Consider the following 16039-nt stretch of genomic DNA (forward strand, 5'->3'; position numbering starts at 1 on the left):
GGAGGTAGCTGGAGAGTCTGGATGGCAGGTCATAAAACCCTCGCCTCCTTCACAGGTCAATGGCGTTGTCGTAAGCTCCGGTCATGAGCGAGCGTGTGGTTCCGGAGCCGCAACGACAGCGCAGGCGGCCGACGAAGCAGGGCACCGTGCTGTCCGAACAAGTCATCGTGGAGACGGCGCTGCGCCTGGTCGGCCAGCACGGTGCGGACGCGTTGACGGTCCGGCGGCTGGGCGGGGCGCTTGGTGCCGACCCCAGTGCGCTTTACCGGTACTTCCGCAACACCGACGACCTGTTGCTGGCGGTCGCCGACGAGCTCATCGGCCGTGCCCAGCTCGGCTGGAGGCCCACCGGCAAGTGGCGTTTCGACCTGTGCGAGCTGGGTCTGCGCGTCCACGCCTCGTACCAGGCGCACCCGCAGGCCGCTCTGCTCGCCGCGCACCGGACGACCGGTCGGGACAACGAGCTGAGGGCCGTGGAGATGATCCTCGGCGTGCTGCGGTCGGCGGGCTTCGGTGACCGGGAAGCGGTCCGGATCTATCACGCCTTCGTGGACCAGGCGCTGGCCTTCGCGGCCCTGGACGCGGCTGCCCTCGCACTGCCGCATTCCGCCCAGTCGGCCGATCTCCAGGTGTGGCAGGACCGCTACGGACGGCTGGATGCGAGCGCCTACCCACACATCGCCGCCACCGTGCGCCTGCTGGCCCACGAGATGAAGTTCAGCGGCTATCCGTTCGCGCTGGAGCTGCTGCTCGACGCCGTCGAGGCGAGGCTGCCGGTGGCGGGCGGGGAGCCCGGCTGAGTCGGGAGCTGAACGGCTCGCGCATCGGCTTCCCGGCCGTGATCCGCCGGGCCGCCACCCGGACCGTTCGCGTCGTCGCGCACGGTTTCGCCCCGGAGTGCCGGCCGGCAGCCCCGTTCCGCGAGGCTGATGAGATATCCGGCGGCCGCTTCGGTGTGGGGGTGCTCGCGTGCATCGTCCCGCTCGGGTCCACCGTCTTCGCACCCGCCCGTCAGGCCGTCGCCGTTGTCCGACGGGCCTGACGGGCCTGACGGAGAGATCTCGGCTCGGTCGTGATTGAGCGTCAAACTCGTTGTCAGTGGCTCCCCATAGAGTTCAGGTATCACTCGGGGAGCCTCGGAGAAGGAGCAGAATCGTGTCCGCCAATAAGATCCAGCACAAGGTGAACCACGTCGCGCTGGTAGTGGACTGTTCAGGTTCCATGCGCCCGCACCAGGGTCAGCTCATTCGTGTCGTGGACGAGTTCGTGGCGGGCCTGAAGGCCGAGTCGGACAGCCTCGGACATGAGACCCGGATCAGTCTCTATTCCTTCGACCACAGGGTGGAGAACCTGGTCTGGGACATGGACGTGAAGCATCTGCCGTCCATGCGGGGGCTGTACAAGGTCAACAATGGTGCTACGGCGCTCATCGAGGCTTCCTTGAAGTCCCTGGACGACCTGGGCCACATATGGGAGCAGTACGGCGAACACAGCTTTCTCCAGATCGTGGTGACGGACGGCGAGGAGAACGCCTCCGGCGGCGACCGGCGGCACGACGGCGACATGGCCATCCTCGGTCCCTGGCTCGACAAGATCGCGGCGAAGATGGGCGGACTCCCGGGCCACTGGACCTCCGCGATCCTCGTTCCGAACTCCCTGGCGAAGCGCACCGCCCAGAACTACGGCTTCCCGGCCGGGAACATCGCCATCTGGGACGCGGACTCCCAGGAGGGGGTCGAGGAGGCGATCGGCACCGTGCGCGCTGCCGCCACCAGCTTCCTCCGGGGCCGCGAGCAGGGCGTGCGCGGCACAAAGAACCTGTTCGCCGTCGGCCAGGACATATCGGTCGACGAGGTGCGGGCGAACCTCGAACCGATTCCGGCCGACAAGTATCGGCTCCTGAAGGTCGACACAGAGGTCGAGATTCGCCCCTTCGTCAATTCACATCCGGGCGTGACCTACGAACGCGGCGCGTGTTACTACCAATTGGGCGCCCGGGCTCAGGTTCAGCCGAACAAGGAAGTCATCGTGGTCGAGAAGGACACCGATCGCGCTTATACGGGCGACGCGGCACGCAGTCTTCTGTTCGGTACGGGTATCCAGGGGACCGTCTCCGTGAAGGCGGGGAACAATCCCAAGCTGGAGGTGTACGTGCAGAGCCGTTCGGTGAACAGGAAGCTCAAGCCGAAGACGCGTCTGCTCATCATGCTCTGAAATTCAAGGGGTCCCATCAACGAGGTTCCTTCGGCCTGATGGCGGTGTCGTCGGGCCGGATACCTGAATGACGTGGCGAAGCTCCTGGTGGACGGGTTCTCTATCGAGACCACCCGTGTTCGCCAGGGGCTTCTCGTGTTTACCGGTCGCCGGTCGCCGGTCGCCGGTCGCCGGTCGCCGGTCGCCGGTCGCCGGTCGATCGGTCTGTCCAGCAGCACCCCGCGGCGCCCGACCGGGCCGGTACCCGTGGGAAAGCCGTACGAACAGGGCTCTGACCTGCGCTTTCATCGTCTCAGCAATACCCTGGGGGGTATTGCTGTTACAGTGGAAAGAAGATACCCCCCGGGGTAAATGGCGATGGAAGGAGCCGACCGTGTTCTTTGTGGACGTCCTGGAGACCGAGGGACTGGGCAACCGCAGCTATCTCGCAGGCGGAGCCGTGACGGCGGTGGTCGTCGACCCGCCGCGCGACGTGGAGCGGGTCATGGCGGCCGCGGCCGGCCGCGGGGTGTGGATCGGGTACGTGGTGGAGACGCACGTGCACAACGACTACGTCACCGGTGGTCTGGAGCTGGCCCGGCTGACCGGCGCGCAGTATCTGGTGCCCGCGGCGGCCCGGGTCTCCTTCGACCGGGTCCCGGTCGCCGACGGCGACAGCATCGCCGTCGATACCGGCCTGAGCCTGCGGGCGCTGGCCACTCCCGGTCACACCCCGCACCACACGTCATACGTGCTGGTCGAGGACGGGCGGGAGGTGGCCGCGTTCACCGGCGGGTCGCTGCTGATCGGCACGGTGGGGCGTCCCGACCTGGTCGAGCCGCGGCTGACCGCACAGCTGGCCCGCGCCCAGCACGCCTCCGCCCACCGGCTGGCCGATGAACTCCACGACGATGTGCGGGTGCTGCCCACCCATGGGTTCGGGAGCTTCTGCTCCTCCTCCCAGGCCGAAGGCGATGCCACCACGATCGGCAAGGAGCGGACCGGCAACAGCGCCCTGACCCAGGACCTCGACACCTTCGTGGCGCAGATGCTCGCCGGGCTGGAGGATGTGCCCGCCTACTACGCGCACATGGGCCCGATCAACGCCGACGGCCCCGCCCCGGTGGACCTGACCCCGCCCAGGACGGCCGACGGCGAGGAGATCGCCCAGCGACTGGCCGCCGGGGAATGGGTCGTCGACCTGCGCAGCCGCACCGCGTTCTCGCAGGGGCATGTGGCCGGGACGTTCAACTTCGAGGCCGAGGGCAAGCTCGCCACCTATCTGGCCTGGCTCATCCCGTGGGGCAAGCCCGTCACCCTGCTCGCCGCATCCGCTGAACAACTCGCCGAAGCACAAAGGGAATTGGTGCGGGTCGGCATCGAGCGTCCTGCTGCCGCCGCCACCGGAGAGCCGTCCTCCTGGCTGCGGACGGGCGAGGACCTGCGTTCCTTCCCGCGCGCCGACTTCGCCGCCCTGAAGCAGGCGATCGAGCGCGGCGAAGACCTGGTGGTGCTGGATGTGCGCCGCGACTCCGAACGCGCCGACGAGTACGTGCGGGGCTCGGTACACATCCCCGTCCACGAACTGCGCGCGCGCACCGGCGAGGTTCCGGCCGGATTGGTGTGGGTGCACTGTGCCGGCGGAATGCGCGCCGCGATCGCCGCGTCCCTGCTCGATGCCGAAGGCCGTGACGTGGTCGCCGTCGACGACGGCTTCGACGCCGCCCGCAGCGCCGGCCTGACCGTCACCGCCTCCGGCGGCAGGGGCGGTTCGATAGCGTGAGTGCCCTGATCCTGGCCCTGGTAGCCGGGGCAGTGGTCGGTCTGGCGCTCGGGGCGCTCGGGGGAGGCGGCGGCGTTCTGGCCGTCCCGGCGCTGATCTATCTGCTCGGCTTCACTCCGGCCGCGGCCACCACCGCGAGCCTGCTCATCGTCACCGCTACCTCCGTGACTGCTCTGTACGCCCGAGCCCGGGCCGGACACGTCCGCTGGAAAGTCGGAGCCGCCTTCGCCGCCGCCGGCGTCATCCCCGCCGCACTGGCCGGACTGCTGGCTGCCCGACTCCCGCAGCCGGTGCTCACCGCCGCCTTCGCCGCGATCGCGGCCCTCGCGGCCCTGAAGATGCTGCGCCCCACCCCTGCGCGGGCCGACGGGCCCGCGCAGGCCGTGCGGCCGCTCAGGGCCGGGGGAGCCGGGGCGGGTCTGGGCGCGGTGACCGGACTGCTCGGAGTGGGCGGCGGGTTCCTCGCGGTTCCCGCGCTGGTCACTGTCCTGGCCTTCGAGATGCAGGCCGCCGTCGGGACCAGCCTGCTGGTTATCACGGTCAACTCGCTGGCGTCCCTGGTCACCCGCTCCGGCAGTGCGGCGGGACTGGACTGGGCGGTGATAGCACCGTTCACGGGCGCCGCGATCCTGGGCGCCTGGGACGGCAAACGGCTGGCGGAGAAGGTGTCCGGGCGCGGGCTGCAGAGGCTGTTCGCCGTCATGCTCCTCGCGGTCGCCGGATTCATGCTCGCCGACGCGCTGACATGACCGCCGCCGCCGGGCCAGAGAGAGGGCCACCGCTGCCGTGCGCGGCAACGGACCGCCTCCGTCAGGCCAGGGAGAGGAACAACTTCTCCAGACGGGACCGCATCTGGTCCCGGTCCCCGGTCGCCTGTCCGCCATCGGCCATGCAGTGCTGCAGGCCCGTCGCAATGATCGCGAACCCGGCCCGGTCGAGGGCGCGGGAGGCCGCGGCCAGCTGCGTGATCACGTCCTCGCAGTCCCGGCCCTCCTCGATCATCTTGATGATCCCGGCGATCTGCCCCTGAGCACGCTTCAGTCGGTTGAGCACCGACTTCAGCTCATCGGCCGCCATGTCCAGCTCCATGCTTCCTCCTCCATTGATACCCCTAGGGGTATTATACCGTGTATGGGGCCCGCGCCCCGGCCCGCACAGAAATGGAACACAGAACATGACCACCTTCACCTCCAACCCCGGCTCCGTCCTCCCCGCCGAGGCGGCGGCCCGGCTCGACGACTACACCGTCATCGACGTGCGCACCCCCGGCGAATACGCCTCCGGCCACGTTCCCGGCGCCCACAACGTCCCCCTGGACCACCTGTCCACCGCACTGCCCGCACTGAAGGCCGCCGCTGCCCGCGGCGACCTGTTGATCGTCTGCGCCGCAGGCAACCGCTCCGCCACCGCATGCGATCAACTCGCCGACGCCGACGTTCCCGCGGCCACCCTCACCGGCGGCACCACCGCATGGGTGGAACAGGGCCACGCCCTCCGCCGCCCCGCAAGCGCCTCCCGCGTCTGGGGCATGGAACGCCAGGTCCGCTTCGCCGCCGGATCCCTCGTCGTCCTCGGGCTCGCCGCGGGCACTCGCTACCGCCCCGCCCGCTGGCTCTCCGCCGGCGTCGGAAGCGGCCTGGTCTTCTCCGCCCTCACCAACACCTGCGGCATGGGCGCCGCCCTCGCCAAACTGCCTCACAACCGTCCCCGCCCCGCCGACCTCGACGCCACGCTCACCGCGCTGCACCAGCGGTAGCCGCGGAATCACGTTCGGGCTGGGCGACCCCGGCGGCCGGGCCCCAGGCGCGGTGCACGCGCCGGTTCTATGGCTCTCCGGCCGGGAGGCGCCCGGCGTCAATCGTGGATGACGTCGTCGGACCGATTCAGCCTTCGTCCGCGCTGGACAGGGCTTCGGTGACCATGCGGGTGGCGAAGTCCGGGTCGTCGGTGATTCGGTTGATGTGTTCCGCGAGCAGGAAGGCGGTGGCCTCAAGGGGAGTCAACTCCTCCTCGGTCCAGTATCCGTACTGTTTGCGCCACAGGTTGGGGCTCAGATCGGTGGCCGCGGCGATGACGAGTCCGGCCATGGTGGGAATGACCTCCGGGGGCACGCTCTTCGGCATCATGCGCATCGTGGCCACGAGGCTGGGCACCACGTACTCGATGACGTCCTTGTCGTGTTGCTCGTGGGTCATCCGCAGCCACTTCACGAACATGAAGATGAGCGTGCACGCGCCGTCCAGCAGGTCCTCGGCCCCCTTGGGCCCCAGGGACGCGGTGAACTGGTCCACCAGTGCCTGCTGTTCGGGGTCGGACCCGGTCCTGCCGTCGTGGACGCTTCTGAGCCGGGAGTCGATCATCATGATCGCCGCGCCCACGTCGCCGGCGGGAGCGCGCTGGGGGCCGTAGGGCGATGACACAGAGTTCCTCCTCAAGTGCCCACAGTGGGCAGCGCGGCGTGTCCGACAGTAGACCGCCGACGAGACGGGGGTCCGGCGAATACGGGTGAAGGGCCCATTGGTGGCTGTACTCAAGTCGTGCGCAGGTGTGCTCGCTTCCGTTCAGGAGCGCCCGCAGGTGTCATCGGCCGCCGTTGAACCGGCGGCCCGGAACCGGGCGCCGGTTGGCTGGACGGCTGGGCGAAGTCGAGGCAAGGCGAGTTCCGAGGTCCGGTGGTCGCATGCGGCGCCCGGATGGCTGATCCGGCGTTCGTACCGGTCGAGGACGTCGGTGGCGGAGGAGGCATCGGAGCCCAACGCTCCGAAGGAGCGGCTGCGCAGTGGCTGGAAAGGGATCGTGGCCGGCTTGCGACGCGGGCGGGGTATACGGGGGCCATGGCGCATCTCCTCTTGTCGCCGTCACTCCATGGGCGGCCCGGGGCCTGCGGGATCGCGCCGGGGAATCCGGCACTATCCGCATACCGGCGCTAATCGGCCAAGTGTTTTGGTCCCCGTCCGGAAGCGTTGCCGGTACGGCAAAATGGCTGGGGATGACCGTCAGCGCCACCGCTCCGACCCCCGGGCCGGACGGGTTCAGTCCGTTTGCTCACCTCACCGTGCAGAACACCGCCCTCTACCGCCAGGTGATGCGGGCGTTCGTCATGGCCAAGGAGCACTTCGCCGTGCATCTGCGCCCCGAGGACGTGTACGCCGCGCTGCCCGGGGAGGTGCGGCCGGCTGAGCTCGACGGGGTCGTCAAGGCACTGGACAAGCTGGTCGGGTGGGGGAATCTTCGGGCCGACCCCGACACGGGGCGGGTCAGCGCCGTCGAGGATTTCTATCGCAAGCGCTTCATCTATCAGCTGACCCGGGCCGGGGAAGCGGCAGAGGAGGCCCTTGCCGCCTACGACGAGGCGCTCGGGCGGCGTGGCGCCCTCCAGGCCATCGCACTGCACGACATCGTCACGCAACTGCGGGCCCTCCTCGTGCTCACCGCCGACGAGCAGCCGGATCCCGGCAAGACGTACCTCGCGTTCGACGCGCTCGCGAGCCGGTTCGCCGCCCTCGCCGACAACGCCCGCGCGTTCATGGGCTCGTTGCAGCGCACCATTGATCTGCATGAGGTGGAGGAAGCGGTCTTCCTCGCGTACAAGGATCGCCTCATCCAGTATCTGGAGCGCTTCATCCAGGACTTGATCACCTTGGGCGGGCGCATTGCCCAGCTCATTCTGGAGCTGGAGGAGTCGGGCAGGATCGAGGTCCTGCTCAGGGCTGCCGCCGGACGGGAAGCGGCTGACGCCGCGCCCGAGGAGGCGGAGTCCGCCGCGCAGGAGGCGTACGCGCACTGGGCCGGTCGCTGGGACGGACTCGCGGCGTGGTTCCTCACCCGGAACGGACGCGAGTCGCAGGCCAGGCTGCTGCGTGGCCGAGCCCTGGGGGCGATCCCGCAGATGCTGGCCGTCGTCCGGGTGCTGGGGGAGCGCCGGGCCGGGCGGTCTGACCGTTCCGCCGATTTCCGCACGCTCGCCCGCTGGTTCGCCGAGGCCGCCGACGATGCGTCGCGGCACCGGTTGTGGCGGGCGGCTTTCGGGCTCCATCCCGCCCGTCACCTCACGATCGACGCGGACACCCTGGCCGCCCGCGTGACTGCACCGGTGCCCGCATCCACCCCCTGGGCCGCCGCGGCGCCGCTGCGGATCAGCCCCCAGTTGCGCCGCACCGGAAGTTACGAGCGGCGGGGCAAACCCCGCAAGGTCGAGGATCGTCAGGAGCGGCGCCGCCACCTCGCCGAGGTGGCGGCCAAACAGGTGGCCGAGATCGCTGCGGCCCGGGCCCGGCTCGTCACGGACGGCGCGGTCAGGCTGTCCGAACTCGGCGAGTTCGACCCGGTGTCCTTCGGACTCTTCCTCCAACTGCTCGGCGACGCACTGGCCACATGGCGACCCGGAATGCGGCACACCGTGGCCACCAGCAACGACGGCTCCATGGAGATCAGACTCAGCGCGCTGGCCGAAGGGACGACGGCACAGATCCGCACGCCATCGGGGACGTTTCACGGCCCCGATCACCTCATCGAGATCGTCGACCTGACCGACGGCGACGTACTCACGCACGGAGAAGGCGAACGATGACCACGCCACTGGCCGAAGTGCTCGACGGTCAGCACGCCGCTGAGCTCCGCAAGGCCGCCCGCGCCCTGCTGAAGCAGCCTCTTCTCCTCTCCCACGGCAAGCACGCGCAGGAGTTCCGGCTCGTGCGACGGCACGCCTCCGAACTCCGCGAGTGGTTCGACCGCAACACCGGCTGGCCGCTCCATGTGGACGCCGAGACCGCCCGGTTGCGCAAGATCCCCGGGGTGCTCCACGACTCCACACACCCCGCATGTGATGCGACCCGCGCCGCCGCCCCCTTCACCCGCCGCCGCTACGTCCTGCTCTGCCTGGCCCTCGCCGCCCTGGAGCGCGGCGAGGCGCAGATCGCTCTCGGCCGTCTCGCCGACCAGGTCGTCCTCGACGCCACCGATCCCGGGCTCGTCGCGTCGGGCATCCAGTTCACGCTCGACCGCCGGGACGAGCGCCTCGACCTCGCGGCCGTCGTGCGGCTCCTGCTCGGTCTCGGCGTGCTGCGCCGGGTCGCCGGAGACGAGGACGCATATGTGAACGGCGCGGGTGACGTGCTCTACGACGTGGAACGCCGGGCGCTGGCAGGACTGCTCGCGACGCGCCGCGGGCCCTCCACCGTGCAGGCCGAAGCCACCGCTGACCGGCTGGCGCAGCTCGTCGCCGAAACCGCCCTGGACAGCGACGACCTCCGCTTCCGCGCGATGCGGCAGACACTCACCCGCAGGCTGCTCGACGACCCGGTGCTCTACTACGACGAGCTGAGCGACGCCGAACTCAGCTACCTCACCAGGCAGCGGGGGTTCCTCACCGCCCGGGTGGCCGAGCTGACCGGTCTGGTGCCCGAGATCCGGGCCGAAGGCATCGCCATGGTCGATCCCGAGGACGACCTCACCGACGTACGGATGCCCGAGCAGGGCACCCACGGCCACATCACCCTGCTGCTCGCCGAGTACCTGGCCGGAGCGGGCAGACCGGTCACCACCGACCAGCTCGCCCGGCGGGTGCGGGAACTCGCCGCCGTGCACGGCACGTTCTGGGCCAAGGCCGCGCGGGAGCCGGGCACGGAGGCCGAGCTCGTCGAGCAGGCCGTCGCCCGGCTCGCCGCCCTCGGCCTGGTCTCCCGGACCGCCGACGGGGCCGAGCCCCGCCCCGCGCTGGCCCGTTACGCGGTCGGCGAACCGCTCGTACTCGAAGCCGGCAAAGTACGCCTGCCGGCACAGCGAAAGGCCCGCCAGGCGTGACCAACGCACTTCCCGAACCGCTCCGCACCCGCTGGCAGCCTCTGCGGATCGGGCTCGTCGACCTCTTCCACTACGACGTGGAGGAGTTCCACTTCCGTGACGGGCGTCTGCTGCTGCGAGGCAACAACGGCACCGGCAAATCCAAGGTGCTCGCGCTCACGCTGCCCTTCCTCCTCGACGGCGACCTGAGCCCGCGACGGGTGGAACCGGACGGTGATCCGGGGAAGCGGATGGAGTGGAACCTCCTGCTCGGCGGCGAGCACCCGCACACCGAACGCCTCGGCTACACCTGGATCGAGTTCGGCAGACTCGACGCGACCAGTGGGGAGAGCCACTTCCGTACGCTGCTGTGCGGACTGAAGGCGGTGAGCGGACGCGGGATCGCCCGGCACTGGTACGCGGTCACCGGGCAGCGCGTCCAGCACGGACCCGATACACCCGCGGAAGGGTTCCTCAGCCTGGTCGACGCCACCGGCACGGCCCTCTCGAGGGACCGTCTCGTCGAAGCCGTCACCGGCCACGGCATGGTGTACGACCAGGCCAGGACGTACCGCAGAGCCGTCGACGAGGCACTGTTCGGGCTCGGCGAGCAGCGCTACGGCGCCCTGGTCGACCTGCTCGTCCAGCTGCGTCAGCCCCAGCTGTCCAAGCGCCCCAACGAGGCAGCCCTGTCCCGCGCGCTCACCGAGGCCCTGCCACCGGTGGACCAGGCCGTCATCGCCGACGTGGCCGAGGCGTTCCGCTCGCTCGACGAGGAGAAGGCCGAACTGACGGCCGCCTCCGCGGCGGAGCGTGCCGCCGCCGACTTCCTGGAGCACTACCGGCGCTACGCCCGCATCGCCACCCGCCGCCGCGCCCGGCTGCCCCGCGCCGAGCACTCCCGCTACGAGCAACGCCAACGCGACCTCACCGAGGCGCAGGGACAACAGGCCAGGGCCGAGGAGGAGCGGCAGGCGGCAGCGGAGCTCACCGCCGTGCTGGAGGAACAGCACAACCGGCTCCGCGCCCAGGACGCCGCCCTGCGGGAGAGCCCCGAGATGCGCAGCGCCAGGAATCTCGACCAGGCACACCACGAGGTGGATCGCACGGCGCGCGCGGCAGAGCGTGCGCGGAGCGACCGGGAACAGGCGGTACGGCTGCACCACAAGGGCCTGGAGCGGCTCGGGGCAGCCGAGAACCGGCTGCGGGCGGCCGACCAGCACGCCAGGGAAACCTATCGGCAGGCGGGCGACGCGGCCGCCGCCGCCCGGGTCGTCCTGCCGGGCAACGACGGGCTGCACGGCGGACTGCCCAGCGGGCTGCCCAGCTGCCTGAACGACAGCCTGCACGACGGGCGCACCGTGAGTGAACTGCGCAGCTCCGTCGAGCAGTCCGTGGAGCGGGGCCGACGTGCGCTCACCCATGTGGTGGGCCTCGCCCGGATCGCCGCCCAGGCCTCGGAGGAACGGCGCAACCAGGCCGTCCGGCTGGACGAGGCCGATGCTGACCTGGCCGAGGCCGCGGCGGAGCTCGGCCTGGCCGAGCAGGACGTGGCGCACGCCGGACGGGCACTGCTGGACGCAGTTCGCACCCGCGCCCGTGGCTGGACCGAACTCGCCTATCCGGATGAGCCCGGTCTGCTGGACGAACTCCAGGAATGGGTGGACCGCCTCAACGGTCCCTACCCGGCGCGGGCCGAGGCCGCGCGCGCCCATAGCGCGGCCTCCGCGCGCCTGGCCGAGCAGACGGCCGGGGCCGCCCTGCGCCGGACCGAACTCACCGGACGGGCCGGCGGGCTGCGGCAGGAACTGGCCGCGCTGGAGGCCGGCGGGCGGCGTCCGCCGCAGCCGCCGCCCACCCGTACCGCCGGTCTGCGTGAACGGCTGACGGGCGCCCCCCTGTGGCGGCTGGTGGACTTCGAGGACGAGCTCTCCGAGAAGGAACGCGCCGGTCTTGAGGCCGCCTTGGAGGCGTCCGGGATGCTGGATGCCTGGGTGCTCCCCGACGGCGCGGTACTCACCGCCGACAGCCACGAGGTGCTGCTCGCCCCGGCCGCGGGCCCGGTCCGGGGCACGTCGCTCGCGCGGCTGCTGTGCCCGGCCGTGGACCACGGGGACGCCGGGGCCGCGGCGGTGGGCGAGGACACGGTGGCCCGGCTGCTCACCGCGATCGGCACCGGGCCGGAAGCCGATGAGCCGAGAGGTGAACGGAGTGGCGAACGGGGTGCTGAGCCGAGCGGTGAACGGAGTGGTGACCAGCGTGCTGAGCCGGCCGATGAGCTGGGTGGCGAAGCCGGAACCTGGGCGGCGGTCGACGGCCGTTTCCGGGTCGGCGCGCTGACGGGCCGCTGGACCAAGGCCTCCGCCGAGTACATCGGCGAGGGCGCGAGGGAGGCCGCACGGCGATCCCGTGTCGCAGCCATCCGTGCCGAACTCGGCCTGCTTCAGGGAGAACTGGCCACCATCGCGGAACTGGCCGCCACGGTGGCCGCCCGCCGGCGGGTCCTGGAGACCGAGGTGGCGGACGTACCGGACGAAGGTGCCCTTACTCGCGCGCACGCGCGAGTGGCGGTCGCCGCCGAGTCCCTGCACCGGACCGGTGAACGGCGTGAGGAGCGGGCCGCCGCACTGGTGGAGGCGGCTGAGCGGAGCGAGTCGGCCGCGGCCGATCTCACCCGGACCGCCGAGGACCTGCGCATGCCGGCCGACGAGGAAGGGCTGACCGCGGTGCGTGACGCGCTCGGCTCCCTCGCCGCCGTGCTGGCCGCCCTCTGGCCCGCCCTGCGTGAACGCGGCGAGGCCGGCGGACAGGCGGCGGACGAGCGTGCCGAGGCCGGGCAGGCCGCAGAGCGGGCCGCGGAGCTCACAGCACGCACCAAGGAGGCGGAGAGCGAGGCAGCAGCCGCCGACGAGCGCTTCAGCGCTCTGCGCTCCACGGTCGGCGCCGCCGTCGACGAACTCCAGCGCATGCTGGCACAGACCGCGGAAGCGCTGCGCACGTGCGAGAGCGAGCAGCGGGCCGGCCACCGGCGCCACGCCGAGGCGGACAGGGCGGCGGGCAAGGCCGAAGGCCGTATCGAGCAGTTGCACGAAGGGCTGAGAGAGGCGGCAGAGGCGCGTACGGAGGCCGTTGCCGCGCTCCAGCGGTTCACCGATACCGGGTTGATGGCCGTGGCGCTGCCCGGCATCGCGGTGCCCGCCGTGGACGGCGGCACGTGGGCCGCCACCCCTGCCATCACGCTGGCCCGCGCCGTCGACGCGGGACTGTCTGCCACCGACGACTCCGACAGCGCCTGGGAACGGGTACAGCGCCGGCTCAGTGAGGAGTTCAAGACCCTCCAGGACACGCTGTCCCGGCACGGGCACAGCGCTTCTGCCCGGATGGTGGAGGACGGCATGGTCGTCGACATCGTCTATCAGGGCCGCGAACGAGCCGTACCGGAACTGGCCGGGGCGCTGGCCGCCGAGGTCGGCGAACTGGCCCGCATCCTGTCCGCGCGGGAACGGGAGATCCTGGAGACCCATCTGGTCACCGAGGTCGCGGGGACGCTCCAGGAGCTGATCGGTGCGGCCGAGCGGCAGGTGCGGGACATGAACGTCGAGCTGGAGGAGCGGCCGACCTCCACCGGCATGCGGCTGAGGCTGGTGTGGCGGGCATCCCGCAAGGCTCCCGCCGGGCTCGCCCAGGCCAGGGACCGGCTGCGCCGGTCGGCCGACATCTGGACCGCCGAGGACCGCGCGGCCGTGGGCGAGTTCCTTCAGGAGCAGATCGCGCGTCAGCACACCGACGACGCCTCGGGCAGCTGGCTGGATCACCTCACCGCCGCACTCGACTACCGGACCTGGCACGAGTTCGGGGTCGAGCGGCACCAGCACGGCCGCTGGGTACCGGCCACGGGACCGGCGTCGGGCGGCGAGAGGGTGCTGGCCGTCTCGGTGCCGCTGTTCGCCGCCGCGTCCTCCCACTACGCGAGCGCGGGCAGCCCGTACGCACCGCGCCTGGTCACCCTCGACGAGGCGTTCGCCGGAGTGGACGACGACTCGCGCGCCAAGTGCCTCGGACTGCTGCACGCCTTCGACCTCGACGTCGTGATGACCAGCGAACGCGAGTGGGCCTGCTACCCCCAGGTGCCCGGCATCGCCATCGCCCAACTGTCCCGGATCGACGAGGTCGCGGCGGTGCTCGTCACCCGGTGGGAGTGGGATGGCACACGAAGGCGGCGCGGTCCGGACCCGGCGAGGCCCGAGCACTCGATTCCCGTACCCCGGGCCGAAGCGGCCGGTGGCGGACCGGACCCGCTGTGGAACTGACTCCCGAAGCGGCCGGCGGCGGACCGGACCCGCTGGAACCGACGCCCGTCACGGCCGTGACCGTCGATGACGTACGGCTGCGTAGACTCCTCGGCGACCCGGGACTCGGCTGGCTGGTCGACCGTGCGCGCCGACGCCTGGAGCGCGGGCAGCCGCTCACCGGACCGGTCTCGCTGAGTGCGGCCACCGCAGACCAACGAGCAGTCGCGGAAAGACTGTTGGGGCGTGCTCCGGGCGGTGGGCGGTCCTTGTCCGTGCGCCTCGACGCTGTGGACGACCTGTTGCGTCGCTCCGGAATCAGCCCAGCGGGGCTCGCCGCGGCAGTGGTCGCGCTCACCGGGCCGGTCACGCTCCTCGACCAGGCCCGGGCCGAGGAACAGCGGGCCTGGCGGGAGGCGTACGCTCCGCTCGACGCCCTGGCCGACGAGGTCCCCGCCCTCCAGGGCTGGGCCGAGCGGCTCCGGAGCGGCGGGCAGGTGCGGCGCCTCACAGGTGTGCCAACCGAGGCGGCCGATCTGCTCGGCCGCACCGCCACCGTCCTGCGCGCCCTCCCGGTCGAGCCACCGGTTTCGCTTCCCGCGTTCTCCTCCCGACTCCTCGGCAGCGCACACGCGTTGGACGAAGGAACCCCGCTCTGCACCCTCACTCTCTCCGGCGTCCGGGCACTGACGGGCTCTCCGGACGGAAGCGGCGCGCAGTGGCGACGCGAGGTATGGGCATCGGCGGGACTCCTGCGTGACGAGCTGTCCTCGACCGTGCTCGCCCTGAACCTGCGGGGCACACCTGCCCTGGACTGGATGGCCGACGCGGGCGAGCCCGCCGTACTGACCCTGCGGCAGCTGACCCGATGCCCGCCCCTCTCCGCGCCACCGACGGTCCGGATCTGCGAGAACCCGGCCGTACTCGCCGCGGCCGCCGACACGTACGGCGCTCACTGCGCACCCCTGGTCTGTCTCCAGGGGCAGCCGTCCGCCGCCGCCCTCGCCCTCCTGCGCCACCTCCACACGCACGGCGCCCGCTTCCGCTACCACGGGGACTTCGACTGGGGCGGCCTGCGTATCGCCGCCGCACTGCTGCGCCGGGTGCCCTGGAGCCCTTGGCGCTACACCGCGGCCGACTACCGCGCCGCGGTGCGCACGCTGCCCGCCGGCCCACCCCTCGCGGGGGCCCGGTGCGATGCTCCGTGGGACCCGGAACTTCCGGAGGCGCTGGAGCAGTCAGGTGTGCGGCTGGAGGAGGAGGCGGTGCTGAACGACCTGCTGTCCGATCTCGGACGAGGGAGGCCGACTTTGTCCATGTCTACGCCATGACGACGACCGTTGTCCGAGGTACCTGATTTCGTCATCGGTCATCAACGGTCATCCCGGCCGGTCAACCTCGGAGAGGGAGCCTCCATGCAGGCCAAAGAGACGGTCTTCGCCGACCTGATGCAGGGCCGGACCCAGCAGTTCCAGGTACCGCTCTACCAGCGCACGTACTCATGGTTGAGGCTCGAGTACCGCTGCATGATCATCGCTGGTGTCTCGGAGGGCCTGGTTCCCCGCTCGGCCGTGAATACCTGCGAGCGGACCGACCGGCTGCACCACCGGCGCGAACTGCGGTGTGCGCGCTCCTTGCTGTTCGTCGCGGCCACCAGAGCAAGGGACGCTCTCACCACTTCCTGACTTCCTGGCACGGTGAGCCCAGCCGGTCCCTTGATCCTCCGGGAGCATGGGCCCACTGATTCTGCCCCTGTGCGTCCGAATCCTCCAACCTGTCACGAAACGGCCTGCTCTGCCGGGAACCTCCGGCCCTCTCCGCCCCCGACGCCACCGCGCCCCCCACGCACCGCACGAATGCGGTTCGTAAGGGGCGCGGCGGCATGTGGTGGGGGAGGGGCGGCGGCGGGCCGGCCCGTTCCAGGAGGGAGCTTGCCCTCCTGCCCTCTTGCGCGCGTATGCGTACTCGTAGTTGCACGGCTGCCCGTCACGCG

Annotated in this window: 11 protein-coding genes and 1 pseudogene; 10 read left to right on the forward strand and 2 right to left on the reverse strand. The window is 71.1% G+C overall.

Annotated features, from left to right (window positions below; genetic code table 11):
- Window positions 1-83 precede the first annotated feature (83 nt).
- From FHX80_RS24105 to FHX80_RS24120, 4 genes are all read left to right on the forward strand, one after another.
- Window positions 84-800, forward strand: a complete 717-nt coding sequence (locus tag FHX80_RS24105; RefSeq protein WP_145766111.1) for a TetR/AcrR family transcriptional regulator — start codon at window positions 84-86, stop codon at window positions 798-800.
- A 355-nt stretch (window positions 801-1155) separates the two neighbouring features.
- Window positions 1156-2214, forward strand: coding sequence for a vWA domain-containing protein (locus FHX80_RS24110; protein WP_145766112.1), 1059 nt, complete (start codon window positions 1156-1158; stop codon window positions 2212-2214).
- Between the two features lie 373 nt (window positions 2215-2587).
- The gene (locus tag FHX80_RS24115; RefSeq protein ID WP_145766113.1) at window positions 2588-3976 is read left to right on the forward strand and encodes an MBL fold metallo-hydrolase; all 1389 of its coding nucleotides are present in this window, start codon (window positions 2588-2590) and stop codon (window positions 3974-3976) included.
- Window positions 3973-4725, forward strand: a complete 753-nt coding sequence (locus FHX80_RS24120; protein ID WP_145766114.1) for a sulfite exporter TauE/SafE family protein — start codon at window positions 3973-3975, stop codon at window positions 4723-4725. The genes FHX80_RS24115 and FHX80_RS24120 overlap by 4 nt, the downstream gene beginning before the upstream one ends.
- A 61-nt stretch (window positions 4726-4786) precedes the next feature.
- On the opposite strand, the gene FHX80_RS24125 is transcribed toward FHX80_RS24120, so the two are convergent.
- Window positions 4787-5065, reverse strand: coding sequence for a metal-sensitive transcriptional regulator (locus FHX80_RS24125; protein WP_145766115.1), 279 nt, complete (start codon window positions 5063-5065; stop codon window positions 4787-4789).
- Between the two features lie 85 nt (window positions 5066-5150).
- Here FHX80_RS24125 and FHX80_RS24130 point away from each other — a divergent pair, with 85 nt between their 5' ends.
- Entirely contained in the window at window positions 5151-5732 is a 582-nt protein-coding gene (locus FHX80_RS24130; RefSeq protein WP_145766116.1) for a rhodanese-like domain-containing protein, read from the forward strand.
- A gap of 127 nt (window positions 5733-5859) precedes the next feature.
- Here FHX80_RS24130 and FHX80_RS24135 read toward each other — a convergent pair whose 3' ends face one another.
- Window positions 5860-6396 (reverse strand): hypothetical protein, encoded by a 537-nt coding sequence (locus FHX80_RS24135; protein WP_145766117.1) that lies wholly within the window; start codon window positions 6394-6396, stop codon window positions 5860-5862.
- A gap of 569 nt (window positions 6397-6965) precedes the next feature.
- On the opposite strand from FHX80_RS24135, the gene FHX80_RS24145 reads away from it, so the two are divergent.
- The 5 genes and pseudogenes from FHX80_RS24145 to FHX80_RS35235 form a co-directional block, all read left to right on the forward strand.
- Window positions 6966-8546 (forward strand): TIGR02677 family protein, encoded by a 1581-nt coding sequence (locus tag FHX80_RS24145; protein WP_145766119.1) that lies wholly within the window; start codon window positions 6966-6968, stop codon window positions 8544-8546.
- Window positions 8543-9778, forward strand: coding sequence for a TIGR02678 family protein (locus FHX80_RS24150; RefSeq protein ID WP_145766120.1), 1236 nt, complete (start codon window positions 8543-8545; stop codon window positions 9776-9778). Before FHX80_RS24145 ends, FHX80_RS24150 begins: the two co-directional genes overlap by 4 nt.
- Entirely contained in the window at window positions 9775-14067 is a 4293-nt protein-coding gene (locus FHX80_RS24155) for a TIGR02680 family protein (protein ID WP_145766121.1), read from the forward strand. The genes FHX80_RS24150 and FHX80_RS24155 overlap by 4 nt, the downstream gene beginning before the upstream one ends.
- Window positions 14058-15377: a TIGR02679 family protein gene (locus FHX80_RS24160; protein WP_341874030.1), complete on the forward strand. Its 1320-nt coding sequence runs from the start codon at window positions 14058-14060 to the stop codon at window positions 15375-15377. Before FHX80_RS24155 ends, FHX80_RS24160 begins: the two co-directional genes overlap by 10 nt.
- A 165-nt stretch (window positions 15378-15542) precedes the next feature.
- Window positions 15543-15790, forward strand: a pseudogene (locus tag FHX80_RS35235) (hypothetical protein); the annotation flags it as partial.
- Window positions 15791-16039: the final 249 nt, after the last annotated feature.

The sequence above is a fragment of the Streptomyces brevispora genome, from assembly GCF_007829885.1.
Taxonomy (GTDB): Bacteria; Actinomycetota; Actinomycetes; order Streptomycetales; family Streptomycetaceae; genus Streptomyces; species Streptomyces brevispora.